General features: G+C 62.6%; 25 protein-coding genes. 10 read left to right on the top strand and 15 right to left on the bottom strand.

Annotated elements, in window-relative coordinates:
* Nucleotides 1–140: 140 nt before the first annotated feature.
* The gene (locus MUO32_RS12365; protein ID WP_257948600.1) at nt 141–566 is read right to left on the bottom strand and encodes a MarR family winged helix-turn-helix transcriptional regulator; all 426 of its coding nucleotides are present in this window, start codon (nt 564–566) and stop codon (nt 141–143) included.
* 167 nt (nt 567–733) lie between these two features.
* On the opposite strand from MUO32_RS12365, the gene hmgA reads away from it, so the two are divergent.
* Nucleotides 734–2092 (top strand): homogentisate 1,2-dioxygenase, encoded by a 1359-nt coding sequence (gene hmgA, locus MUO32_RS12360; protein WP_257949212.1) that lies wholly within the window; start codon nt 734–736, stop codon nt 2090–2092.
* A 103-nt stretch (nt 2093–2195) separates the two neighbouring features.
* Complete coding sequence (gene fahA, locus MUO32_RS12355; protein ID WP_257948599.1) at nt 2196–3458, top strand: fumarylacetoacetase; 1263 nt, start codon at nt 2196–2198, stop codon at nt 3456–3458.
* Here the strand turns inward: fahA and MUO32_RS29300 are convergent.
* Complete coding sequence (locus tag MUO32_RS29300) at nt 3438–4829, bottom strand: calcium-binding protein (protein ID WP_308311282.1); 1392 nt, start codon at nt 4827–4829, stop codon at nt 3438–3440. The genes fahA and MUO32_RS29300 overlap by 21 nt on opposite strands.
* 152 nt (nt 4830–4981) lie before the next feature.
* Between MUO32_RS29300 and MUO32_RS12345 the strand changes: the two genes are divergently transcribed.
* The 5 genes from MUO32_RS12345 to MUO32_RS12325 all read left to right on the top strand — a co-directional run bounded on the left by MUO32_RS12345 (nt 4982) and on the right by MUO32_RS12325 (nt 10997).
* Entirely contained in the window at nt 4982–5539 is a 558-nt protein-coding gene (locus tag MUO32_RS12345) for a DUF924 family protein (RefSeq protein ID WP_257948598.1), read from the top strand.
* 69 nt (nt 5540–5608) lie between these two features.
* A complete protein-coding gene (locus tag MUO32_RS12340; RefSeq protein WP_257948597.1) occupies nt 5609–8119 on the top strand; it encodes a mechanosensitive ion channel family protein in 2511 nt (836 codons plus the stop codon).
* 133 nt (nt 8120–8252) lie between these two features.
* The gene (locus tag MUO32_RS12335; protein WP_257948596.1) at nt 8253–8516 is read left to right on the top strand and encodes a hypothetical protein; all 264 of its coding nucleotides are present in this window, start codon (nt 8253–8255) and stop codon (nt 8514–8516) included.
* A gap of 187 nt (nt 8517–8703) precedes the next feature.
* Nucleotides 8704–9531: a response regulator gene (locus tag MUO32_RS12330; protein ID WP_257948595.1), complete on the top strand. Its 828-nt coding sequence runs from the start codon at nt 8704–8706 to the stop codon at nt 9529–9531.
* Nucleotides 9532–9752: 221 nt separating this feature from the next.
* Nucleotides 9753–10997, top strand: coding sequence for a diguanylate cyclase (locus MUO32_RS12325; protein ID WP_257948594.1), 1245 nt, complete (start codon nt 9753–9755; stop codon nt 10995–10997).
* Nucleotides 10998–11038: 41 nt separating this feature from the next.
* Here MUO32_RS12325 and MUO32_RS12320 read toward each other — a convergent pair whose 3' ends face one another.
* Complete coding sequence (locus tag MUO32_RS12320; protein WP_257948593.1) at nt 11039–12046, bottom strand: GlxA family transcriptional regulator; 1008 nt, start codon at nt 12044–12046, stop codon at nt 11039–11041.
* Between the two features lie 296 nt (nt 12047–12342).
* On the opposite strand from MUO32_RS12320, the gene MUO32_RS12315 reads away from it, so the two are divergent.
* Nucleotides 12343–12936: a GNAT family N-acetyltransferase gene (locus MUO32_RS12315; RefSeq protein WP_257948592.1), complete on the top strand. Its 594-nt coding sequence runs from the start codon at nt 12343–12345 to the stop codon at nt 12934–12936.
* Between the two features lie 95 nt (nt 12937–13031).
* On the opposite strand, the gene MUO32_RS12310 is transcribed toward MUO32_RS12315, so the two are convergent.
* Nucleotides 13032–13235 (bottom strand): hypothetical protein, encoded by a 204-nt coding sequence (locus MUO32_RS12310; protein WP_257948591.1) that lies wholly within the window; start codon nt 13233–13235, stop codon nt 13032–13034.
* A 107-nt stretch (nt 13236–13342) separates the two neighbouring features.
* Nucleotides 13343–13561, bottom strand: coding sequence for a hypothetical protein (locus tag MUO32_RS12305; RefSeq protein ID WP_257948590.1), 219 nt, complete (start codon nt 13559–13561; stop codon nt 13343–13345).
* Nucleotides 13562–13677: 116 nt separating this feature from the next.
* Here MUO32_RS12305 and MUO32_RS12300 point away from each other — a divergent pair, with 116 nt between their 5' ends.
* Entirely contained in the window at nt 13678–14595 is a 918-nt protein-coding gene (locus MUO32_RS12300; protein WP_257948589.1) for a LysR family transcriptional regulator, read from the top strand.
* Between the two features lie 33 nt (nt 14596–14628).
* Here the strand turns inward: MUO32_RS12300 and MUO32_RS12295 are convergent, their stop codons facing one another.
* The 10 genes from MUO32_RS12295 to MUO32_RS12250 all read right to left on the bottom strand — a co-directional run bounded on the left by MUO32_RS12295 (nt 14629) and on the right by MUO32_RS12250 (nt 22615).
* Nucleotides 14629–15033, bottom strand: a complete 405-nt coding sequence (locus MUO32_RS12295) for a hypothetical protein (RefSeq protein ID WP_257948588.1) — start codon at nt 15031–15033, stop codon at nt 14629–14631.
* 12 nt (nt 15034–15045) lie between these two features.
* On the bottom strand, nt 15046–15354 hold the full coding sequence (locus MUO32_RS12290; RefSeq protein ID WP_257948587.1) for a hypothetical protein: 309 nt from the start codon (nt 15352–15354) through the stop codon (nt 15046–15048).
* 165 nt (nt 15355–15519) lie between these two features.
* Nucleotides 15520–17592, bottom strand: coding sequence for an ASKHA domain-containing protein (locus MUO32_RS12285; protein ID WP_257948586.1), 2073 nt, complete (start codon nt 17590–17592; stop codon nt 15520–15522).
* Nucleotides 17593–17625: 33 nt separating this feature from the next.
* Nucleotides 17626–17949, bottom strand: a complete 324-nt coding sequence (locus tag MUO32_RS12280; RefSeq protein ID WP_257948585.1) for a hypothetical protein — start codon at nt 17947–17949, stop codon at nt 17626–17628.
* Nucleotide 17950: 1 nt separating this feature from the next.
* Complete coding sequence (locus tag MUO32_RS12275; RefSeq protein WP_257948584.1) at nt 17951–18916, bottom strand: methyltetrahydrofolate cobalamin methyltransferase; 966 nt, start codon at nt 18914–18916, stop codon at nt 17951–17953.
* 91 nt (nt 18917–19007) lie between these two features.
* The gene (locus MUO32_RS12270) at nt 19008–20102 is read right to left on the bottom strand and encodes a methylenetetrahydrofolate reductase (RefSeq protein ID WP_257948583.1); all 1095 of its coding nucleotides are present in this window, start codon (nt 20100–20102) and stop codon (nt 19008–19010) included.
* Between the two features lie 3 nt (nt 20103–20105).
* Nucleotides 20106–20693, bottom strand: a complete 588-nt coding sequence (locus MUO32_RS12265) for a methylenetetrahydrofolate reductase C-terminal domain-containing protein (protein WP_257948582.1) — start codon at nt 20691–20693, stop codon at nt 20106–20108.
* Entirely contained in the window at nt 20686–20988 is a 303-nt protein-coding gene (locus MUO32_RS12260; RefSeq protein WP_257948581.1) for a virulence factor, read from the bottom strand. Before MUO32_RS12260 ends, MUO32_RS12265 begins: the two co-directional genes overlap by 8 nt.
* A 108-nt stretch (nt 20989–21096) precedes the next feature.
* The gene (locus MUO32_RS12255) at nt 21097–21879 is read right to left on the bottom strand and encodes a formyl transferase (protein WP_257948580.1); all 783 of its coding nucleotides are present in this window, start codon (nt 21877–21879) and stop codon (nt 21097–21099) included.
* Nucleotides 21880–21979: 100 nt separating this feature from the next.
* Nucleotides 21980–22615, bottom strand: a complete 636-nt coding sequence (locus MUO32_RS12250; protein ID WP_374708664.1) for a DUF1638 domain-containing protein — start codon at nt 22613–22615, stop codon at nt 21980–21982.
* A gap of 23 nt (nt 22616–22638) precedes the next feature.
* Between MUO32_RS12250 and MUO32_RS12245 the strand changes: the two genes are divergently transcribed.
* Entirely contained in the window at nt 22639–22797 is a 159-nt protein-coding gene (locus tag MUO32_RS12245) for an entericidin (RefSeq protein ID WP_257948577.1), read from the top strand.
* Nucleotides 22798–22816: the final 19 nt, after the last annotated feature.

Here is a 22816-nt window from a genome sequence, read left to right as displayed (position 1 = left end):
CCAGTTCCCCGGCTAGTGCCATGTGGCGGCCAAACTGTGCGCACGGATCGATCTCGCAGGAATCTCTCTTGGGAGAGAGTTTTTTCCTCATGGACCTGTCGTGATCGCCGTTACGCGCCGGTCGTTGACCGTCGTCCCGGTCACTCCTTCTGGCGAATGATCTTTTCTACCGCATCGCGCAGGATCGGCGCATCTTCGCCGAGTTCGGCGAGCAATTCCTGCTGGAAAGCCTCGGCGATCGTGCCAAGGCGTTGCATCAGGTCCTTGCCGCTTTCAGTCAGCTCCAGCACCACCAGCCGCAGATCGGTTTCATGCGTGGACTTGCGCAGATAGCCGGCCTGCTCCAGCCGCATGGCGGCACGGCTGACCATCGATTTGTCGAGATTGACGCGCGCATTGATGTCGCGCACGCTGACGGGCCCGGACTTGTTCAGATGCGCCAGCACCCGCCATTCGGGCACGGTCAGTCCTGCCTCTGCCGCGTAGCGGGCGGCGAAACGGCGGCTCACCTGGGCTGCGGCGACGCTGAGGCGATAGGGCAGGAACTGGTCGAGATCGAATGACATGTGCGTCTCCTTGGAGCGGGAGAAAAGCAGACAACCATTGCTTTTACAACAAAATCCGCCACGCCGAATTCCGTGATTGACATCGTTGCGATAGCAACGTTATTTTCATTGCAATGGCAACGATATTGGAGGGTATCCGGATGACCAAACACGATTTGCCCCAGGGCATGGTCCGTTCCGCGATCGCGACCGGCACGGTCGAGGGCTACATGCCCGGCTTTGGCAACGACTTCGAGACCGAGGCCTTGCCGGGTGCGCTGCCGCAGGGCCAGAACTCGCCCCAGAAGTGCGAGTACGGTCTTTATGCCGAACAGCTTTCCGGCACGGCCTTCACGGCGCCGCGCGGCAAAAACGAGCGGACCTGGTGCTACCGCATCCGGCCCTCGGTCCATCACACCGGGCGCTTCAGCGCGATCGACGTGCCCTATTGGAAGACGGCGCCGAACATCCTGCCGCATGATCCCAACCGTAAGAACATCATGAGCCTCGGCCAGTACCGCTGGGACCCGATCCCGCTGCCGGGCGCGGATGAGGACCTGACCTGGATCACGGGCATGCGCACCATGACGACCGCCGGTGACGTCAACATCCAGATCGGCATGGCAAGCCACGTCTACCTGATCACCCGTTCGATGGAGGACGAGTATTTCTTCTCCGCCGACAGCGAGCTGCTGGTGGTGCCGCAGGAGGGCCGGTTGCGCTTCTGCACAGAACTGGGCGTCATCGACCTCGAGCCCCGGGAGGTCGCCATCCTGCCACGCGGCCTCGTCTATCGCGTCGAAGTGCTGGAAGGGCCTTGCCGCGGGTTCATCTGCGAGAACTACGGCCAGAAGTTCGAGCTGCCGGGACGCGGCCCCATCGGCGCCAACTGCCTTGCCAACCCGCGCGACTTCAAATGCCCGGTGGCGGCTTTCGAGGATCGCGAGGTGCGGTCGCGCGTGGTCATCAAGTGGTGCGGCCAGTTCCACGAGACCTGGATCAACCACAGCCCGCTCGACGTCGTCGCCTGGCACGGCAACTATTGCGCCTACAAATACGACCTCAGAACCTATTCGCCTGTTGGTGCGATCCTCTTCGACCACCCGGACCCGTCGATCTTCACGGTGCTGACGGCGCCGTCCGGGCAGGAAGGCACGGCGAATATCGACTTCGTGCTGTTCCGGGAACGCTGGCTGGTCGCCGAGCACTCGTTCCGGCCGCCCTGGTACCACAAGAACATCATGTCGGAGCTGATGGGCAATATCTACGGCATCTACGACGCCAAGCCGCAAGGTTTTGCGCCCGGCGGCATCAGCCTGCACAATTGCATGCTGCCGCACGGTCCGGACAAGGATGCTTTCGAGGGGGCGTCGAACGCTGCTCTGAAGCCCGAGAAGCTTGAGGAAACCATGAGTTTCATGTTCGAAACGCGTTTCCCGCAGCACCTGACGGAATTCGCAGCCAGGGAAGCGCCGATGCAGGAAGAATATATCGAGGTCTGGGATCGCCTCGAGAAGACGTTCGACGGCAAGCCCGGCATCAAGTGACATCGCCCGCCATAGATTACACGGTCGGAGCGCTCTCGATTTGGCCGCGGGCGCTCCGCAAACACAGTTGTGCGGCGGCCGGATCGGCCACGAGGAGATAGACATGGCCACGCCTCTGCGCAGCCGGATCGCGGCCGCCAACGCGCCGGACTGCGATTTTTCCATACAGAACCTGCCTTACGGCGTGTTTTCGACCGATGGCACCGCACCGCGCTGCGGTGTGGCAATCGGGGACCGGATTCTTGATCTGGCCGCCTGCGAAGCGTGTGGCCTGCTCGACGCGGGCGGAACCTTCGCCGCTTCGCGGCTCAATGAGTTCATTGCGCTGGGACGCTCTAAATGGGCTGAGATCCGCGCGGAACTGACCGCGCTTCTGAGCGAAGGCGCGGCCGGTGATCTGCCGCTGCTTCCGATGGCCGACGCCACGCTGCATATGCCGATCCGGGTGAGCGAGTTCACCGATTTCTACGCCTCGAAGAACCATGCCTTCAACGTTGGTGTGCTGTTTCGCGGACCGGAGAATGCGTTGCCGCCCCAGTGGACGCATATGCCCATCGGCTACAATGGGCGCGCCTCGTCGGTTGTCGTTTCAGGCACGCCGATCCGCCGCCCCATGGGGCAGGTCAAGGGCGAAAGCGGGCCGGAATGGACGGCCTGCCGTCGTCTGGACCTTGAACTCGAACTCGGTGCAATCGTCGGCGCAGACAGTGCGATGGGCGCACGGCTCTCCGTCGAGCAGGCCGAGGAGATGATTTTTGGCTACGTGTTGCTGAACGACTGGTCGGCGCGCGACATCCAGGCCTGGGAGTACCAGCCCCTCGGCCCGTTCCAGTCCAAGGCCCTTGGCACGACCATCGGCCCCTGGATCGTGACGCAGGCGGCGCTCGAACCCTTCCGCTGCGCTGGCGCCGAGCGGGTCAATCCGCTGCTTCCCTATCTGCAGGAGAAGCAGCCCGGTCTCTATGATCTGACGATCGGCTGGACGATGAATGGTCAGGCGATGGCGCGGACCAATTACAACGTCATGTACTATTCAAGCGCCCAGCAGCTTGCCCACCACACGGCATCGGGCTGCCCGATGCGGGTCGGCGACCTCCTGGGATCCGGCACCATCTCGGGCCCTGGTCCGGATCAGACCGGGGCACTCCTGGAGATGAGCAGGGGCGGTAGGGAGCCGGTGATGGTGAACGGCGAGACACGGACCTTCATCGAGGACGGCGACGAGATCGGCCTCTACGCTTTTGCTGAAGGCGAGGGGTATAGGATCGGTTTCGGCCCCTGCACCGGCCGCATTCTGCCGGCCGAGGAAAGCGGGCGACGTCCGCAACCTAAAGGCAAGCCCGCGCTAGAGCAGGAAATCGCCTGATGTCAGGGCCAGTTTTCCGTCGAGTTCCAGGCGGAAGTCGGCTGTCCCGTTGCCGTCGATATCGCCCTCGATGATGGTTACTGCCTTTCCATTGTTCGTCGCCGCCGACCAGCGCAGGTCCCCCGCATGGCCGGTGAACGCCCTGGTGCCGAGATAAGTGAAAGCATGGCCGGCAGCGGGGCCGTTGGCGTCGATGGCGGAGAGGTCGATCTTGTCGCGGCCGGGTGTGAAGTCGGTGATGCGGTCGCGCGCGCCGGCGGCGAGGCCGATTTCGCCGCTGCTGCGGAAGACAAAGGCGTCGTTACCGCTGCCGCCGGTCAGCGTGTCGGCGCCGGTGCCGCCAAGCAGCCGGTCATGGCCGCTGTCTCCTGCAAGCTTGTCATTGCCGCCGAGGCCGACAAGGGCATCGTTGCCCCGTCCGCCGCGCAATGTGTCGGCATGGCTGGTACCCACCAGCAGATCGGAATCGTTGCGTGTCGAATCGTAGGCGCTGCCGTCGCCGGCAAGGTTGCGGTTCGCGGTGGAGGCGACCTGCAACTCCTCCAGCGCCATCGCTTTCGGGATGCCATACGCCGCTTTCAACCTTGCAATGGCCGGCGCATATTCCTTGTCGATGGCGTCTATCCCGGCAATACCCTTGATGCGGCCGGCATTGTCGGCGTCGAAACGCGTTTCGTAGGAGAGGATCTTGTCGCGGTGCGCGGCATACATCACGCCGGCATCCAGCGCCTCGTTGGTCGTCCCCGTCGAAAAGAGCTTGAAATGCTCGGCCTCGACATAGCGCCGATTGGCGATGCCGGCATGGCCGCTGCCGTTGGAATTGTAGCGGATTTCATACCAGGCTTCGGCCCGGTCGCCGTCGAGGATTGCCGCCTTTAGTTTCGGACCGAGCAGGGAGGGGGCGTTGTAGGCCATGCTGAATAGCACGGCGCGTTCGCTGGAAGCGGGAATTCCGGAAAGCCAGCTGTCAATAGCCGCCTCGTAGCGCGGCGAGATGGCGGCCAGCGCCGTCTTGATCTGCGCTTCCGAGGCAAAGCCGAAGGTCTTCGGCGCGCTTGCATCGCGTGTTGCGTTCCAATCGGCCATCACTTTGTCGAGCCGGCTGTTGAGAAGGGTGGCCTCACCGCTGGAATAGGTGAGATCGATGGCGGATTTCAGCTTCGCCTGCAGCGTCGCATTCCAGCCGCTGCCGGTGATCGCCTTGAGGACCGGTTCGAGATTGTAGCGCAGGTTGAAACCGATGCCGATGGTTGGGGCAGGATTTGCGGCCGTGTCGAGATAGGCGCGCTTCGTCGAGCCTTCGAGAGCGAGAAGCATGTCGAAGCTGGACTTCTGGTAACTGGCCCTGGAGAGGCCGGTGAATTTCAACATGGAGCATCCCACCCCGATTTCGCCGTAAAGCCTAGCGTAGGCGCGGTAAAAGCGGTGCTCATGAACAGGGGAAATGCTTTGCTAACGCCGCCCCTTGCCACGCCCGGCCGCCCTACCATATTCGCAGGTGAAGAAGCATGGAGATGACGCGCATGAGTGACGGCAGGATCAAAACCCCGCAAGACGTGGTTGGCTATTGGTGCGAGACGCTGACCGTAAAGGATTGGTGGCAATCGACCCCGGAGCTCGATGCACGCGTGCATGAGCGGTTTGCCGCGACCCATCTCGCGCTCTCCCGCGAGGTGACGCCGGAATGGCGCGCAAGCCCCGAGGCGCGCCTTGCCGCGCTGATCGTGCTCGACCAGCTCCCGCGCAACATGTATCGCGCCTCTCCGATGGCCTTCGCCACCGACTGGATCGCCCTGCGCGAGGCGCGTCTGGCGCTGGAGGCCGGCGCCGACAAGGGTGTCGAGTACGGCCGCCGGCATTTCTTCTACATGCCGTTCGAGCATTCCGAGGACATCGCGGACCAGGATCTTTCGGTTGCGCTCTTCGAGGCGCATGGCGACGAGATGTATCTGGACTATGCCGTGCGGCATCGCGACGTCGTTGTGAAATACGGCCGCTTCCCCCACCGCAACGGCTTTCTCGGTCGGATTTCGACGCGGGAAGAGGCCGCTTACCTCGCGGAACCGGGGGCAGGTTTCTAGCAACGGCGGCTGGCCGGTTTAAAATGGCCGCAATCATGGCTAGAAGGAGAGCGGAATCGCCTGGTTGCGATGCGTCGCCTGTTTCTGTTCACCGAGGATGGCCTGTTGTCGATCCACCGTCTCGTCTCCGTCCTTCTTGCGGTTCTCCTGCTCGCGGCATCGCCCGCCGTGGCACAAACCGCCGCCGCGCCCGCCACAGAGACGACGCAGCTCGAGCAGGCCAATGCCGATCTCGACAAGGCGGGTGCGCAGCTGGGCAGCATCCGCGAGCGGGTGGACAACGCCAAGGAGGATGACGCCCGGCTCGTTGCGCTGAAGGTGGAGGCGGAAACGCTGAACCGGACGATCCTCGCGATCTCGGTCGCGACGCGCCCACGTCTCGAAGCCATCAAGGCCCGCCAGGCGGAACTGGGCGATCCGCCGCCGGAAGGCGCGCCGCCGGAGGCCGATGTCGTCAAGGAAGAGCGAAAGAAGCTTGCCGCCGAGCGCAACGAGATCAACGCGCTGACGGGCGAGGCGGAAAATCTCTCCATCGAGGCGACGAAGCTTTCCAACCGCATTACGGAAATCCGCCGGCAGCTGTTCACCGACGCGATCCTGAAACGAACCGACATCAATACCGATCTCTTCACCGAGGCCTCCGGCGCGGTCATGAACGAAACGGCGACGCTCGGCCGCACCGTGACCGCCTGGCTGCAGTTCGTCTGGAAGTTCAAGCGGATGCAGCTTCTCGGCGCCGTCGCTCTCTCGCTGATGGCCGCGCTCGTGCTGCTCTCCGGCAGCTATCGCCTGTTCTCGCCCTATATCACCCGCGCCGCGCAGCAGGAAAAGCCGCACTATATCACGCGTCTGTCGGTCGCCTTCTGGTCGACCATCCTGCCCACCATGGCCGCCGCCGCCTTCGCCGGCGCCAGCTATTTCTTCCTCGACACGTTCAACGTCCTGCGCTCCGATATCGCGCCGCTCGTCGCGATCGCGCTCGGCGTGGTCGTTGCCGTCTATTTTGTCGCGCAGCTTGCCAACGCGGTTCTCTCGCCCGCCGACGGGCACTGGCGCCTGATGCGGATCTCCGACCGCGGGGCTCAGCTGCTTTGGCTCTGCGTCTTCAGCATGGCCATCGTCAACGGTGCGGACTATTTCCTGGGTTCGATCAGCGAAGTGCTCGGCTCTCCCGTCGTGCTGACGGTGGTCAAGAGCTTCTTCGCATCGATCATCATCGGTACGCTTCTGGTCGTCACCGCCTTCATCCGGCCCGTGCTGCATCAGGGCGAGGCGCCGAGTTCCCCGGGGCGCCCGTGGCCGCGCTCCATTTTCGTGCTGCTGATCCTCACCGGCCTCGGCCTTATCTTTTCGTCGCTGCTCGGCTATGTCGGCATGGCGCGGTTCGTCGCCACGCAGATCGTGGTGACGGGTGCGATCGTCGTGACGATGTATATCGGTTTCCTCTCCGGACGCGCCGTCTCCGCGCCGGATGCCTTCGGCGCGACGACCGTCGGTAAAAGGCTGGAGGAACGCTTCGGGCTTGGCCCGGTGGCGCTCGACCAGATCGGTCTTGCCGCCGGGCTTGCCATCTATCTCCTGATCTTCGTCTTCTTCGTGCCGATGGTGCTTCTGCAATGGGGCTTCCAGGTTGCGGATATCGAATCCTGGGCCTACCGGATTTTCACGGAAATCCGCATCGGCAGCATCACGATCTCGCTGGTCGGCATCCTCGCGGGCATCGTGCTCTTCGCGCTGGGTTTCATCGTCACGCGCTGGTTCCAGAAATGGATAGACGGCAACGTGCTGGCGCGCAGCCAGGTGGATGCGGGCGTGCGCAATTCCGTACGCACGGCGGTCGGCTATGCCGGCGTCGCGCTCGCCGGCCTGGTCGGTATTTCGGCCGCGGGGATAAACCTTTCCAGCCTCGCGCTCGTCGCCGGTGCGCTCTCCCTCGGTATCGGTTTCGGCCTGCAGAACATCGTTTCGAATTTCGTGTCCGGCCTTATCCTGCTCGCCGAGCGCCCCTTCAAGGTGGGCGACTGGGTGGTTGCCGGCACGACGGAAGGTTTTGTACGCCGCATTTCCGTGCGCGCCACCGAGATCGAGACGTTTCAGCGCCAGACGGTCATCGTGCCGAACTCCGTGCTGATCAACGGCCAGGTCGGCAACTGGACGCATCGCAACAAGCTCGGCCGCATCGAGGTCGCCATCAGCGTGCATGGCGGCAATGATCCGCGCCAGATCCAGGAAATCCTCACCGAGGTCGTGCGCGGCCAGCAGGGCCTGCTGCGCAACCCCGAACCGGTGATCGTCTTCCTGGCCTTTTCACCGGCGACGCTGGATTTCGAAGTTCGGGGATATCTCGCCGATATCCTCAACGGCACGGGTGTGAAATCGGAGCTTCGCACCGCCGTCCTCGAACGCTTTCGCGCGGAGGAGATCGCCATCGGCGGCCCGGCCGCGCCGGAAGTGCCGATCAAGATTTCTCCGGAAGGTGCCGCGCTCATCACGTCGCTGCTCGAACAGGCGACGGAAAATGTGGCGCAGCCGGCGACACGCCGACGCCGCGCGAAGCCGCAGGACGAGCCTGAGGCCTGATTTCCGGCACATGAACGCCGCATTCACGCTGCATTCAGCCGACCCCGTATAAAACGTGATGCAAATCCGCTGAAGGGACGATAGTGTTTCTTCCGGGCTTGTGAACAGGGGCGGCGCTTGGCGCCGGGCGAAAATGAAGCGAATGATCATGATGCTGCTCGTGTCGGCTGCGATGACCGCTCCGGCCGTGGCTGCCACCGTTACCAACAAGGACGCCGACACGCAGGTTCTGGTCGTCGTCGAAGGCGGCAGCCGGATCGAAATCGCGCTTGAACCCGGCTCGACGGAAACGATCTGCCCCACCGGCTGCTTCGTGACCCTGTCGAATGGCGACCGTATCGCACTTGATGGCGGCGAGAATGTCGAGATTCAGGGTGGATCAGCATCGGTGAAGTAAACACCTGGCGATGATTTTCCTTAAGAACGGCGCGGAAGAAATTCCGCGCCGTTCTTCTTTACGCGGAGAAAAATTGACGAAAGAAAGGAACGCGATACGCTTTTTCATGCTCTCTAAATTTAACGCTTTCGCAAAGGGTTGCCGCTACCCATTAGCGTGGGGAACATTCAATTTACGAAGGCATATCATGGCGTTCATCGGCATTTCCGGGATGCAGTATTCCGGTGCGTCTCTCTCGCATCATCGTATTCTTGTTGCGGAGGACTCGAATGTCTTCACGTCCATGATCTCGAAGCGGTTGAAGGAGCTTTTCGACATAGACGTCGAGATTTGCCGCAGCTTCGAAGAGCTGGAACTGGCCTATGACAAATCCACCGACAAGATCACGCTGGCAATCTCGAACATAAACCTGCCCGGTGCGGAAAAAGGCGAGGCGCTGAACTACCTTGTCGATCTCAGCATCCCCACTATCGTCTTCACCGGAACTTTCCAGCAGACGACGCGTGACCAGCTTCTCTCCAAGGAAATCGTCGACTATATCCTGAAGGACAACGTCTTTGCTGTCGATATGCTGGCGGAATCCGTCTGCCGCTTCCTGACCAATCATCAGCATCATGTTCTGATCGTCGATGACAGCGCCACGGCTCGCGCCCTGCTTTCGACGCGCCTCAAGCGCTACAATTTCCGCGTCAGCGTGGCGGAGAACGGCGCAACGGCGCTTGCGCTGCTCAAGGACAATCCCGATATCGCGCTGATGATCACCGACTACAACATGCCCGACATCGACGGCTTCGAGCTGACGCGTCGCGTTCGTGGCACGACGGGCTCGCACCAGTTGCGGATCATCGGCGTCTCCTCCTCGACGGACCGGCTGCTTTCCGCCCGCTTCCTGAAGGCCGGTGGCAACGACTTCATCATGCGACCGTTCATCGACGAAGAATTCTACTGCCGGGTGAACCAGAATCTCGACACCCTGACCCAGATCAGGACGAGCCGGCTGCGCCAGACGGCTTGAAAACCGGCCGGGTCCGAACTTCACCCAGATCTGTCCCTCACGTAGCGTGAGATATTTGTCGCGGGATTAACCACTTGGTAAAACCAGTGGTTTGTAATGCGCGCTGACGGGAACAATAAGATCAGGATACTGGACGGGTGGACGTGGATTCAACTCCGCAACGAGGGCCTGCATTTCTGCGCCATTCCGGCCAGCATGTGCTGCTCGTGGAAGATTCACGCATGTTTTCCACGGCGCTCAAATATCGCCTGGAAAAGGAACTCGGCCTCGCGGTCACCCATTGCCCGAGCATGGCGGCGGTGCGTGCCATCTTCCAGTCCGAGGCGCCGGAATTCGCGCTTGCCGTTCTCGATCTCAATCTTCCCGATGCGCCCAATTGCGAGGCGCTCGACTATGTCATTTCCAAGGGTATCGCGCCGCTTGTCTTTACCGGCTCGTTCAGCGATGCGACGCGCGACCAGATCCTTGCCAAGAACGTGCTCGATTATGTCGTGAAGGACAGCCCGGCCGCCATGCAGCAGCTGGTGCTCGCGGTGGACCGCATCCTTACGAGCGGCAAGACCCGTGTGCTGGTCGTCGATTCGGACCCTGAAAGCCTGCAAAGGCAGGTAAACCTCATCGCCAAGCAGCGCTTTCAGATCACTGCCGTCGAAAGCGGCGCTCAGGCGCTGGAGGCGCTGGATGCCAACAGCGGCATCGACATGGTCGTCTGCGATCTCGACCTTGCCGATATGGACGGTTTCGCATTGCTGGCCGAAATCCGCACGCGCCATGGCGACGATACGGTGCGCGTCGTCGGCCTCTCCACCGCGACGGATCGCATGGTCGCGGCCCGGTTCCTGCGGGCAGGTGGCGACGAATATATCCAGAAACCCTTCCTCGTCGAAGAGTTCAACAGCCGTGTCTTCCACGTCGCGGCGATCCAGAAGCGCGTCCAGTCGCTGCATCGCATTGCCGCGCGGGATTATCTGACCGATATCTACAATCGCCGCTACTTCTTCGAGGCTGGTCCGCGCCTGGTCGACCAGGCGGTGCGCCGTGGCGAGCCCATGTCGATCGCCATCCTCGACATCGATCACTTCAAGCGCCTCAACGACACCTACGGCCACGAGGTCGGGGACGTCGTGCTGAAGGCGGTCGCCCGTCGCCTCAAGCACCGGCTCAACGACCGGCATCTTCTGGCGCGCCTTGGCGGCGAGGAGTTCGGAATCATCTTCCACGGCATGTCGCTGGAAGCGGCACTCGATTGTTGCGAGCGCCTGTGCGGCGAGCTGGCAGCTCAGCCGATCATCGCCGATGGCGAGGCGCTGACCATCACCGTCTCGGCCGGACTTGCCGTGATCGCCGAACGGGAAACGTTCGACAACTATCTGAATGCCGCCGACCAGTTCCTTTACATGGCAAAACATGCCGGCCGGAACCGTGTGTTCTCCGAACTCTCCTTGATGAACGCACTGGCAAGCTGATCCCCGCCGAAGGGGCGGGGAGGCTTGATTTTCAGTGATGTCTAGCGTGCGATGGCTGACAGGGTCAGCTTGCGCTCGGCACGCTCCTGCTGGGGCGAGCGGTTGTAGAGTTCGCGGTAGCACTTGGAAAAGTGCGAGGCGGAGACGAAGCCGCAGGCGACCGCCACCTCCACCACCGGCATGGAGGACTGAACGAGCAGGTGCCGCGCCCGGTCGAGGCGGATTTCGAGATAGTAGCGGGCCGGCGAACGGCCCATCTCCTGGCGGAACAGGCGCTCGATCTGGCGGCGCGAGAGATCGGCACTGTCGGCAATCTCCAAAAGCGACAGCGGCTCGGAGAGATTACCTTCCATCAGTTCGATGATCGACAGCACCTTGGCGTTTTGGACCCCAAGGCGGGCGCGCAACGGCAGGCGCTGGCGGTCGTGCGGGCCACGCACGCGGTCGGTGAGGGCCTGTTCGCAGACGCGGTTGACGAGGTTTTCGCCAAAATCCTGGTCGATCAGGTTCAGCATCATGTCCAGCGAGGCGGTGCCGCCGGCGCAGGTGTAGATATTGCTGTCGATTTCGTAGAGGTCGGCATAGACGTCGGCCTGCGGATAGGCTTCGGCGAAACCGGGGAGGTTCTCCCAGTGGATGGCGCAGCGCTTGCCCGAGAGCAGGCCCGCCTGGGCGAGCACATGGGCGCCGGTACAGAGCGAGCCGACCGCGATGCCGCGGTTATAGACTTCGCGCAGCCAGGCATTGACGGACTTGTTGGAGAAGTCCTCGACATAAATGCCCGAACAGACGAGCACCATGGAGGGTCGGCTCTCGCCGCCGAGATATTTGCGCTCGTCGGCGAGCGAGGAGTTCACCTCGATGCCGATGCCGCTGGAGGAGAGAACCTGCTGGCCGTCCGTGGAGGAAAGACGCCACGTATAGGCCTCGTAGCCGAGCATGCGGTTGGCGATGCGCAGCGTCTCGATCGCCGCCGAAAAGGGCAGCATGGAGAAGTTGGGCACGAGGAAGAAAACGAGAGAGCGCTTCTTGACGTTTTGCTTGTTCATCGTTGTGTCCATGCTGGAGGCCGGAATGTCACGATGGTCGCAGGGAGGACAATCATCGTGCTAGTATTTTTGCGACACAAAAGAGGATGGTTACGACTGGATGGGTCTGTGGATCGCTCAAATACCAGAGGCTTCCGGCAAATTCATGGCGATTGTGCAGTGCAGCACATTTGCGACCTCGCCTGCGGCATCGTCCGATTGCGACAGGCGATTTTTCATGTGGTGCACCGATGTTCCCGTTTGACAAGATGCGGCTGGACGGCCAGATACGAAGCGGAATTTCGAAGGATGAGACGATGCTGCCAGATGGATATTCGGACGTGCCGGCGGGCAAGCTCGCCGCCGTGGTGACCTGCCTCGAAATGCTGGAGCCGCCGGTCGGCCGTGCGGATCCCGAGCAGCCGGGCATTACGCTGGAGCGCATGGAGAAAATCGATATCGCCTGGTACCGCGATCTCTATGGCCGCATCGGCGCCGAATGGCTGTGGGCTTCGCGCCTCGCCATGCCGGAAGACGAGCTTGCCGCCATCGTCCACCATGCCGGTGTGGAGGTCTATGCCGTGATGAAGGATGGGCGCGGCGAAGGGCTGCTGGAACTCGACTTTCGCGAGGAGGGGGTCGGTGAACTCGCCTTCTTCGGCCTGACGGCGGCTGTCATCGGCAAGGGAACAGGCCGTTGGCTGATGAACCGGGCGATCGCACGCGCCTGGGCGCGACAGGGGCTTCGGCGGTTCTGGGTGCATACCTGCACGCTCGATTCGCCCCAGGCACTGGATTTCTACATCCGCTCGGGCTTTACGCCGATAAAGCGCCAGATCGAGGTTTTCGACGATCCCCGGTTGACGGGTATCCTGCCCGGCACCGTCGCACCCGCGATCCCGATGATCTAGCCCCAAAAAGAAAACCGCCGGAGAGACTTTTGAAGGTCATGTCCGGCGGTTTTTGGCGTGGTCTTCTTTCGGCATGTCGCCGTTACAGTCTTCCGTCATCGTGTCGTCTTGTCCGACGAACGGAAACCGATATCCTTGCGCTGGTCGAAGGACATGCTTTCCAGTTCGCGTTCCGCGCGATGGCGCTGCCATGCGGAAGCGATCCGTTCGGAGACGTGACGGACGAGATGAGACAGGCTACCGGCACCAGGGGTGCCGACAGCACGCCGAACCGGACGGTGTTCCAATGCAATTGCCATTTTCAGGGTTCCTTTCGAGCTTGGGAGGTTTCGAAAGGTCGCGACCTTGATTGTTACTATGCCGCGGCCTTACATATCAATCAAACGAATATATTTGATCGGATCGATCAGCGTTCTTCATGGCTGGTGGCGCCCGTCCAGCCGATATCCCGCTGGAGATAGTCGGGCATCTGGGCCAGTTCTTCCTCCGTGTGGCGAACAACGGCACGCCGGCGGCGGGCCTCGATTGCGTCGCCAACGAAGCGCCGTATTGCGTAGTAAAATCCGTTTCCACGGGCGAGAACGGCAAGATTGGCGCCGTCAGCATGGGATTTCTGCGTTTCCATGGCGTTTTTCCTTCCATTCGTGTGCTTGCAGGTTGACTATCCGCCCATCTCGTATTTCAATCAAACGAAATGAAGTGACAGTTTGCTTCAGAATTTCTGATCCATGGAGACATGTCATGAACCTGCTCATGCGCCAGACGCTCCCGCTTTTGGAACTCGACATCCTCAAGACCTTCGTGGCGATTGCCGAGACGGGAAACTTCACCACGGCGGCCGAGACGGTGCACCGCACGCCGTCGGCCGTCTCCATGCAGATCAAGAAGCTGGAGGAACTGCTTGGCTGCATGCTCTTCCGCCGCGACGCGCGCTCGGTGGTGCTGACCCATCACGGCGAGGTGCTGCTCTCCTATGCGCGCCGCCTGATCGCGCTCAGCAACGAAGCGGTGTCACGCTTCATGATGCCGGAGATGAACGGCGTCGTGCGGCTCGGTGCGCCCGACGATGTCGGCGAACTGATCCTGCCGGAGGTGCTCAGGCGCTTTGCTGACAGCTACCCGTCCATTGCCGTCAATGTCTCGATCGAAACCAGCGCCAACCTGCGCCGCGCCGTCGCCGAGCGGCGGCTGGATCTTGCGATCTTCAATGCCACCGATGGCACGGTTCCGGTTCCCGGCGAAATCCTGCTCAAGGAACAGCTCGTCTGGGCCGGCAAGAACTGCGGCAATGCGCATCTGAAGACGCCGCTGCCGGTTTCCGTCTGGGAAGAGGGCTGCATCTGGCGCGCCAAGGCGCTCGAGGAGCTGAGCCGGTCGGGCCGCGATTTCCGCGTCGCCTATTTCTGTGCCCACCATATGGGCCAGCGCGCCGCCATTCGCGCCGATCTCGCGGTCGCTCCGCTCGCCCGCTTCCTCATCGGCGACGATATGGTGGCGCTTGGTGAAAAGGACGGGCTGCCGGACCTGGGGCACTACCACATCGGCCTCGTCGTCAATGAGGAGGCGGAAGCGCCGGCGCAGGCCGTCGCGGACTATATCCGCGCCGTCTTCGCCCGCATGGAACGCCGTCCGATGGACATGCTGCAGGTCGCCTGCTGACGTCCGGGAGCCGGGCGTAGGCCCGGCTTTCCGCTACTCGTATGTATAGGACGCGCACATCTCGTCGCTGCTCTCAGGTGCGTCTTCCGTCGAGAAGACGGCAACGATCGTGTCGTTTTCCGTGGCTCCACCCCAGGAGGCGACATAGGTGACGGGCGCGCCGCAAAGGCGATTGCCGTTGAGCAGAACCGGGTCCTTCGGCTCCGCCACGCTGTAGACCGATGCGGGCACCTGCCTGCCATCCACCACGAACGTATCGCCGATAAGCTCGTCGAAGACGATCTTCTTGCCGTTCTGGAAGGTGATGCCGAAATCGTCGAATTCGATATCGCCGGTGATCGACATCGCCGTGTTGCTGATGGCCGCATAGCTATCGGCAAGAGCAGGAGAGGCGAGGCCAAACGAAAAGACCAGCGCGAGAAGGCGAGTGCGGTTCATGGTGGTTGATCCTTAGTAACGACGGCAGTTGAAGGTGCGGTCGCTTTCCGACGAGGAGAAGTCCAGCGTGTCCGCTGTGATCTCCGAAAGCGTGATATAGACGTCATCCGACAGGAAGAGCGAATAGGAACCGTCCGAGCCCTCCTGGACCTCCTGCACATCGTAGCTGTCGTCGCCGATGCTGTAGACGGTCGAGGTGAAGACGAAGGGCGCGCCGTCGCATTCCCATTCGCCGGTAAAAGGATAATCTTCCTGCGCGCCCGCTGCTGTCGCGGCGAAAAGAAGCAAGAGGCTGGCGGCGGCAAGGCGGGCGAGCGGCATGGAGCGGCTTTCGTGCGCTGGAGGGGTGGCGAGGGATCGACGTCCTATCGACGTGCCAACCCGGAGCCCTATTCGCGCACCTTGCCGATAAACCGTCGAAAACAAAACGGAATTTGTTGGTGTGGTTTATGAGCATGGTAACCGCGGCTGGCCGCCGCGGCGCCACTACTCCCGGCTGCGGCGTCTGCGGCGGCCGCCACCTTCACCGCCGCCATCGTCGGACAGCACCTTGCGCTCCGGCAGGGTGACGACCTTGGCGAGTTCGGGGAAGGGATCGACCTTGTTCGGCAGCGCCATGGCGTTGACGAAGAGCTGCTGGAAGTTGGGCTCCAGCGCCGTCTCGATCTTCTCGATATGGGCGACGGTCTTTTCGATCTCGCGGCGATGGTCGCGGTTGAGCAGCGCCATCAGCGCGCCGGTGCCGGCGGCATTGCCCACGGCCTTCACCTCGTTGAGATCGCAATCCGGAATGAGGCCGAGCACCATGGCGTATTTCGGGTCGATGAACGAGCCGAAGGCGCCGGCAAAGCGGATCGTGTCGACGTGGTCGATGCCTTGTTTTTCCATGAGCAGCTTGATGCCGGCATAGAGCGCGGACTTGGCCAGCTGGATGGCGCGGATGTCGTTCTGCGTGACCGTGATGCGCTGCTCGCCGTCATGCAGCAGGTAGGAGAAGGTACGGCCGTTCTGCAGGACGCGGGCACTGCGCTCGGCCATCGCGCCATCGACGACACCGTCCTCGGAGATTAGGCCGGCGAGATACATTTCCGCGACGACTTCGATGATCGCCGAGCCGCAGATGCCGGTGACGCCGACGCTGGCCGCCTGTTCGGCAAAGCCCTCTTCATCAGACCATTTGTCTACGCCGATGACGCGGAATTTCGGCTCGAGCGTCTGCGCGTCGATGCGTACGCGCTCGATGGCGCCGGGAGCGGCGCGTTGGCCGGAGGAGATTTCGGCGCCTTCGAAAGCCGGTCCCGTCGGTGAGGACGCGGCGACGACGCGGTCCTTGTTCCCGAGCACGATTTCCGCATTGGTGCCGACATCGACGAGCAGCATCATGCGATCCTGCCGGTAGGGGCCTTCTGCAAGCGTTGCCCCCGCGGCATCGGCGCCAACATGGCCGGCGATGCAGGGCAGCGTATAGAGGCGCGCGCCACGGTTCACGTCGATATCGAGTTCATGCGCCCAGTATTGCAGGGCACCGGAAACGGCGAGCGCGAACGGTGCCTGGCCGAGTTCCGTCGGGTCGATGCCGAGGAAGAGGTGGTGCATGATGGGGTTGGCGACGAAGACCATGTCGAGAATGTCGTGCCGGTCGACCTCGCCCTCGGCGCAGACCTTGCCGATCAGGCTATTGACGGCTTCGCGCACCGCCTTGGTCATGGCTTCCCGGCCGTCCGGGTTCATCATGACATAGGAGACACGGCTCATCAGGTCTTCGCCGAAGCGGATCTGCGGGTTCGAGGTGCCCGAGGAGCCGACGATACGGCCCGACAGCAGCGAGACGAGATGCATGGCGATGGTCGTCGAGCCGATATCGCAGGCGATGCCGTAGGCCTCGTTCTTGAGACCCGGATAGAGGGCGACGATGAAGGGACGCGAACTGTCCATGTCGCGGTGGATCGCGGCGGTGACGCCCCAGTTGCCCTTGCGCAGGATCGACTGCACCTGCGGAATGAGGTGCGGCGCGATCAGCAGGTCTTTCCAGCCCCAGTCCTTTTCGAGCATCACCTTCAGGCGGTCGAGGTCGCCGAGCGGCTTGTGCATGTCGGGCTCGTCCACCTCGACATAGCAGAGCTGGACGGCGGCGTTGCGTTCGATCACGCGGTCCGTCGCCGCCTTGCGCACGACCTGCGCGTTGATGACGGTGTCCTGCGGCACGTCGACGACGAGGTCGCCGAGGACCAGGGCGGAACAGGAGAGGCGGCGCCCATCCGGCAGGCCGCGGATCTTTTCGTAGCGCTCTTCCTTCGGACCCTTTTCAGAGATGTGGGCGAGTGAGGAGACGATCTTGTGCTTGGCGAAGTTGCCTTCCTGCACCTCGATCTGACAGCGCCCGCACGTCGCGCGACCGCCACAGACGCTTTCGACATAGACGCCGAGTTTTCGCGCGGCTTCGAGAACGGGTGTGCCGGCCGGGAAGCGGCCGCGCTTGCCGGAGGGCATGAAGAGGACCAGCGGTTCCTTTGCCGAAGCTTCCGTCATATTGGTCTCGCTCTCACCTTCAATGCGCATCGGATCGTTCTTTCCACTGGCGGCGTGGCCGCCTCAGCTCTTCTTCTTGGCGAGACGGCGCACATTGCTGCGCACGCGCTTGCCATAGGGTTTCAACGCGGCCTCGGTCACGGCGCGCGCGGTTCGTTCCGGAGGCGATGCCGTCATCATGGCCTTCGCCAAAGCAAAATTGGCCGCCACGACGCTCTCCGTCGCGGCAGCCATCTTTTCGGTGACCATTCGGGTCATCTCGGTCGTGTTTTGTGTCGAACCCGTCATCGCCGCGAAACCCATCTCCTGGCAGCGCATGGCGATGACAAGCGGCGCCTCCAGCCAGAGGCTGAAGGCGTCGCGGCGAAACTGACGCCCGCCGGCCACGCTATTCCACCTTCGCGCCGGCACCGGCACGGGCTGCGCGGCCACCACGGCGACCGCCGGCGGCAGCGGGGGCCGCTGCGGCTGCGTTAACGGCGCCGCCTTCGGCGGGCTTGTGGTCGCGATAGGTCATGATCCAGTTCGAGCAATTCGCGTCGGTGCCGTTCAGCACGTTGGCGGCGCGCACGGCCTCCATTTCCTGCGGGCGGCAGGGGTTCATGATAGCCGACGTCATGCCGGCGCCGATGACCATCGGAATGAAGCCGGCATTGATGCCATGGCGGTGCGGCAGGCCGAAGGAGATATTGGAAAGGCCGCAGGTCGTGTTGACCTTCAGCTCGTTGCGCAGACGGTAAAGCAGCTGGAAGACCTGGCGGCCGGCATCGCCCAACGCGCCGATCGGCATGACGAGCGGGTCGACGATGATGTCATACGCCGGGATACCATAGTCGGCGGCGCGCTCGACGATCTTCTTGGCGACGGCAAAACGGACGTCCGGGTCCATCGAAATGCCCGTCTCGTCGTTGGAGATGGCGACGACGGGTACGTTGTACTTCTTGACGAGCGGCAGGATCGCTTCGAGCTTTTCCTCTTCGCCTGTGACGGAGTTGACCAGCGGGCGGCCCTTGGCGACCCTCAGGCCGGCCTCGATGGCGGCCGTCACGGAACTGTCGATGGCGAGCGGGATATCAACGAGGCCCTGGACGATTTCGAGCGTCTGGACGAGCAGGCCCGGCTCGGTCTCGTTCGGGTTGACGGAGGTCACGCCCGCGTTGATGTCAAGCATCGTGGCGCCGGCGGCGACCTGCTCCAGTGCGTCCTTGATGACGGTGTCGAAATTACCGGCCTGCATTTCCGCGGCCAGCTTCTTGCGGCCGGTCGGGTTGATGCGCTCGCCGATGACGCAGAAGGGCTGGTCGAAACCGATGACGATTTCGCGGGTGGCCGAAGCGACGATGGTGCGGGTCATATAAAGTCCTCTGGGGCAGGGCGCTCAGGCTGATCTAGCGCGCGATTTCCGGTGTTACAAGCGGCATGCCGGCGCTTGCCGGCAGGCGAAATCAATGGGGGTGATGAGCGGCTTTCTCCGCCATCTGCTGCTGGTCCTGCTGCTGGCCGCTACGGGCCGCCTCGATGCGCTCGGCAACCATCTGGTCGACGGGGTTCGGCTCGCGCTTCCAGGGCTGGCGACCCTTCAGTACGCCGGAATCATGCACCATTTCCGCGACATATTCTTCCTGGCGGTAAGCCATGACGTGAATGCCGGAAACGCCCTCGATCTCCTTCACCTCGTTGATGATGTCGATGCAGAGTTGCTTGCCTTCCTTCTTCTGGTCCTGCGCGCCTTCCAGACGGGCAATGATGGAGTCGGGAATGTGGATGCCCGGCACGTTGGAGCGGATCCACTTGGCGGTCTTGGCGGATGCCATCGGGCCGACGCCGACGAGGATATAGCACTTTTCGTGCAGGCCGAGGTCGCGCACCTTCTTCATATATTCCCGGAACATCGGAACGTCGAAGCAATACTGGCTCTGGACGAACTGCGCGCCCGCCTCGATCTTTTTGGCAAGGCGGTAGGGGCGGAAATCGTAGGGCGGCGCAAAGGGGTTGATCGCGGCACCCAAAAAGACCTTCGGTGGCGTTGACAGCTTGCGGCCTGACAGGAACTTCGAATTGTCGCGCATGATGCGCACGGTTTCGAGCAGCGACATGCAGTCGAGGTCGAAAACGGGCTTCGCACCCGGCTGGTCGCCGGCCTGCACGCCGTCGCCGGTGAGGCACATGATGTTGCACACGCCCATGGCGGCGGCACCCAGCACGTCGCCCTGGATGGCGATGCGGTTCTTGTCGCGGCAGGCGATCTGCATGATCGGTGCATAGCCCATGCGGGTCAGAAGCGCGCAGATGCCGACGGAGGACATGTGGCAGTTGGCGCCGGAAGCATCGACGGCGTTGATGCCGTCCACCCAGCCGTCGAAGATCGCGGCGCGTTCGTAGACGTCTTCCGGGTTCGCGCTATCGGGTGGGTTCAGTTCCGTCGTAACGGCAAATTCGCCGCGGCGCAGCACGCGCTCCAGCCGGCCGAGCGAGGAGTGGCCGGGCAGGGGATCGAGCGGAAGGTGGGGGCCAAGCGGGTTTTCGTCGATATTCGCCATGGCTCAGGCGTCCTTTCCGGCGGCAGCGGCAGCTTCCCTGGCCGCTGCGGCTTCGGCCGTCACGCGCAGCCAGGAGGAGGTTTCGCGCAGCGACTGGTTCACCGGCTTCTGCACGTTCATGATGGCATCTCCCTTGACCATGTTCTGGGAGCCCTTCCACGCCTGGACCCAGACGCAGGGCATGTCCGGCTCCACTTCGCAATTTCCGTTGGCGCGAACGCCGCCGCAGGGGCCGTTGCGAAGCTGTTTGGGACAGTTCATCGGGCAGGACATGCCCGTGGACGACAGCGCGCACTGGCCGCACATGCGACAGTCGAAGAGAAAGCCCTTCACGTGCTTTTCGACGAAGGTGATGGGACGCTCGACGCGCTGGTAACCCAAAAGCTTCCAGACGGGATGGAGGAGAAGGAAGACTTCGGCGAAGCGGTGGTAGAACCACTCGAAGAAGCGGGAATTGCGCACGGCCCAAAGGCGGATCGTGTATTTGTGGCGTGAGCGGCGGTTCGGCGAAACGCCCGCCGGGGTGAAGGCGCCGGTGGCGGCCTTCTTGGCGGGCGCGGCGTTGCCGGGCTTTTGGACGGCATCAGCCATTGTCGCGGCCTCCGGCCTTGACGAGCGCGACGAGCCGTTCGCGGTCATAGGCGGATTCGAGTTCGGCTGCGGCCTTGTCCGCTTCCGCTTCGAGGTCGTCGGAAACCGGCGTCGGCTCGGCCTTGCGCCATTCGGCGAGATAGTCGTCCGTTTCCGCCGCCCCCGTGCGCATGGCGCACATGTCGATCGCCTCGGTGAAGCGCAGCGAGAGTTCCCGCTTGGCCGTCGTGCGGCCCTTCTTGATGATCACCTGGGCGGGAATGTCGCGCCAGTAGACGATGATGCGGTCTGCCATGTCAAAATTCTCCTCGCATTGACAATGCTTTGTGGCGACGTCGCGGGCTTCACTCGCCACGACTGCCCCATGCTCAAAAACGACGCGGGATTTGACTGTCCAGAGGATTTACCAGATGCCGCGGGTCACGCCGTTCCAGAGCCAGGTCCAGATCGGCGGATGATACCATTGCCGCGACGGCGCCGCTATTTTCAAGGGCTTGAGGTTTCCGGTGACGGCATCTTCCAGTGCCTTGACGATGATGCCTGTCGAGACGGCCGTCTGGAGCAGCGGATAGGTGTGCATCGTGTCGCGTTTGGAAGGTTTCGTGCGCTGCTGGTAGAGCGTGTCGCCGGTATCGACGCCGGCGTCGACAAGGTGAACCGTGCCGCCGAAATTCTCCTCATCCGACAGGATGCGCGACCAATAGCCGCCCTGCAGGCCGCGATATTGCGGGATGATGCCGGCGTGGAAATTGAGGACGGGGCAGGGAATGGCGGCAAGCGTGTAGGCCTTCAGCATACGGCAGCTGAAGAGGAGCAGCGCGGCCGGGCGGATGTCGCCGAGCGCCTTCAGAAGGTCCGGGCTATTTGCGGAGGAGATGGCGACCCGGGGAATTGTCGGGTCGATAGTGCCGCTTACCCCGAATTGTTCACGGATTTCCGCAGCGCGCTTCACCGTGAAGCGCTTTCCGTATTTGGAGACGACCATGGTTGCGAGCTGGCCGAGCGCCTGCGGCCAGCCGAGTTTCTTCGCCCGCCTGAGAATGAAGAGCTTTTTCGATTCGGGCTGTTCCTCGATGACGACGAGGTTCGGGAAGATGGCTCTCACGGCATTGACGATGACTTCCGGATTGTGGCCGGGCTGGATCAGCATCGCCACCGTTTCCGTCCGCGTCTCGAAAGTCGTCATGTGCAGGCCCCGCCGATATCTGGCGGCATCATTGCCGGCAGGCCTTAGGAAGCGGTAACTGCGGCGGTGGATTTCGCGGGCAAGGCTAAGGATTGGTTAGTCAGCGCACCTGAAGCAACGCGCCCGTCAGATCGCCATAGCCGGTATAGCGGTATTCGTAGGCGAGGCCGAGATAGTCGGCGGCTTCCCTGGCCTTCTGCTGCAGGCCCTCGTCCTCGATTTGCGAGAGATAGACGACCTTGGTGTAGTTGCCGAAATACATGTCCTTCAGCTGCGGGTGCCGGTCGAGGCCAAGCGGCTCGATGACGAAGGCGCGGAACTGGCGGGCGAGGAAGTCCGTGAGGAAGAACGAGGTGACGTCGTCATCCTTGGCAGCGAAGGCCGCGTTGCCGGCGAAGAAGGAGTAACAGTGCGGCCCGGCGATCCGCTCGATGCCCTCGCGTTCGCAGACCCGATCGAGCAGGCCGCCCGTGCCGCAATCCGCATAGCCGACGAAGATGCGTGAAAAGCCCTCAGCCCGCGCCTCGGCGATTGCCTGTTCGACACCGGGCGCGATTTTTTCGGGATGGGCGTGCCAGATGGCGGGGAGACACTGGAGGTCGATATGGGCAAGGCCGTTCGTATCGCGGATGGCGATGACCTCGCGGGCAATCGCGCCGCAGGCGATCACGCGAACTTTTTCGGCTTTCGTGCGTTCAGCGTTCAGACTTCCAAGCTGAAGTTCTGCGTCAACCATATCCATGAAGAGGGACTCCAACCATGACTGGGACACACCTGACCAAGATCAGTATCGTTCTCGCCGCGCTTGTCGCGCTCAGCGCCTGCGGCAACACCATTCGCGGCATGGGTCGGGATACCGCCAACGCCGTAGATGCGACGCAGGATGCCGGCCGCAGCGTCGAAAGAGCTGCAAACTAAGGTCGTAGGTCGACGGCGC

The sequence above is a fragment of the Shinella sp. CPCC 101442 genome, assembly GCF_024704725.1.
In the GTDB taxonomy this organism is placed as follows: Bacteria; Pseudomonadota; Alphaproteobacteria; order Rhizobiales; family Rhizobiaceae; genus Shinella.
The sequence above is the reverse complement of the archived record's forward strand: the minus strand, read 5'-3'. Positions and strand labels throughout refer to the sequence as shown.

What these genes read in the sequence shown, in the direction of transcription:
- MUO32_RS12365 (WP_257948600.1), bottom strand. Translation starts at nt 566, where the DNA reads ATGTCATTCGATCTCGACCAGTTCCTGCCCTATCGCCTCAGCGTCGCC.
- hmgA (WP_257949212.1), top strand. Translation starts at nt 734, where the DNA reads ATGGTCCGTTCCGCGATCGCGACCGGCACGGTCGAGGGCTACATGCCC.
- fahA (WP_257948599.1), top strand. Translation starts at nt 2,196, where the DNA reads ATGGCCACGCCTCTGCGCAGCCGGATCGCGGCCGCCAACGCGCCGGAC.
- MUO32_RS29300 (WP_308311282.1), bottom strand. Translation starts at nt 4,829, where the DNA reads ATGTTGAAATTCACCGGCCTCTCCAGGGCCAGTTACCAGAAGTCCAGC.
- MUO32_RS12345 (WP_257948598.1), top strand. Translation starts at nt 4,982, where the DNA reads ATGAGTGACGGCAGGATCAAAACCCCGCAAGACGTGGTTGGCTATTGG.
- MUO32_RS12340 (WP_257948597.1), top strand. Translation starts at nt 5,609, where the DNA reads ATGCGTCGCCTGTTTCTGTTCACCGAGGATGGCCTGTTGTCGATCCAC.
- MUO32_RS12335 (WP_257948596.1), top strand. Translation starts at nt 8,253, where the DNA reads ATGAAGCGAATGATCATGATGCTGCTCGTGTCGGCTGCGATGACCGCT.
- MUO32_RS12330 (WP_257948595.1), top strand. Translation starts at nt 8,704, where the DNA reads ATGGCGTTCATCGGCATTTCCGGGATGCAGTATTCCGGTGCGTCTCTC.
- MUO32_RS12325 (WP_257948594.1), top strand. Translation starts at nt 9,753, where the DNA reads ATGTTTTCCACGGCGCTCAAATATCGCCTGGAAAAGGAACTCGGCCTC.
- MUO32_RS12320 (WP_257948593.1), bottom strand. Translation starts at nt 12,046, where the DNA reads ATGAACAAGCAAAACGTCAAGAAGCGCTCTCTCGTTTTCTTCCTCGTG.
- MUO32_RS12315 (WP_257948592.1), top strand. Translation starts at nt 12,343, where the DNA reads ATGCTGCCAGATGGATATTCGGACGTGCCGGCGGGCAAGCTCGCCGCC.
- MUO32_RS12310 (WP_257948591.1), bottom strand. Translation starts at nt 13,235, where the DNA reads ATGGCAATTGCATTGGAACACCGTCCGGTTCGGCGTGCTGTCGGCACC.
- MUO32_RS12305 (WP_257948590.1), bottom strand. Translation starts at nt 13,561, where the DNA reads ATGGAAACGCAGAAATCCCATGCTGACGGCGCCAATCTTGCCGTTCTC.
- MUO32_RS12300 (WP_257948589.1), top strand. Translation starts at nt 13,678, where the DNA reads ATGAACCTGCTCATGCGCCAGACGCTCCCGCTTTTGGAACTCGACATC.
- MUO32_RS12295 (WP_257948588.1), bottom strand. Translation starts at nt 15,033, where the DNA reads ATGAACCGCACTCGCCTTCTCGCGCTGGTCTTTTCGTTTGGCCTCGCC.
- MUO32_RS12290 (WP_257948587.1), bottom strand. Translation starts at nt 15,354, where the DNA reads ATGCCGCTCGCCCGCCTTGCCGCCGCCAGCCTCTTGCTTCTTTTCGCC.
- MUO32_RS12285 (WP_257948586.1), bottom strand. Translation starts at nt 17,592, where the DNA reads ATGCGCATTGAAGGTGAGAGCGAGACCAATATGACGGAAGCTTCGGCA.
- MUO32_RS12275 (WP_257948584.1), bottom strand. Translation starts at nt 18,916, where the DNA reads ATGACCCGCACCATCGTCGCTTCGGCCACCCGCGAAATCGTCATCGGT.
- MUO32_RS12270 (WP_257948583.1), bottom strand. Translation starts at nt 20,102, where the DNA reads ATGGCGAATATCGACGAAAACCCGCTTGGCCCCCACCTTCCGCTCGAT.
- MUO32_RS12265 (WP_257948582.1), bottom strand. Translation starts at nt 20,693, where the DNA reads ATGGCTGATGCCGTCCAAAAGCCCGGCAACGCCGCGCCCGCCAAGAAG.
- MUO32_RS12260 (WP_257948581.1), bottom strand. Translation starts at nt 20,988, where the DNA reads ATGGCAGACCGCATCATCGTCTACTGGCGCGACATTCCCGCCCAGGTG.
- MUO32_RS12255 (WP_257948580.1), bottom strand. Translation starts at nt 21,879, where the DNA reads ATGACGACTTTCGAGACGCGGACGGAAACGGTGGCGATGCTGATCCAG.
- MUO32_RS12250 (WP_374708664.1), bottom strand. Translation starts at nt 22,615, where the DNA reads ATGGTTGACGCAGAACTTCAGCTTGGAAGTCTGAACGCTGAACGCACG.
- MUO32_RS12245 (WP_257948577.1), top strand. Translation starts at nt 22,639, where the DNA reads ATGACTGGGACACACCTGACCAAGATCAGTATCGTTCTCGCCGCGCTT.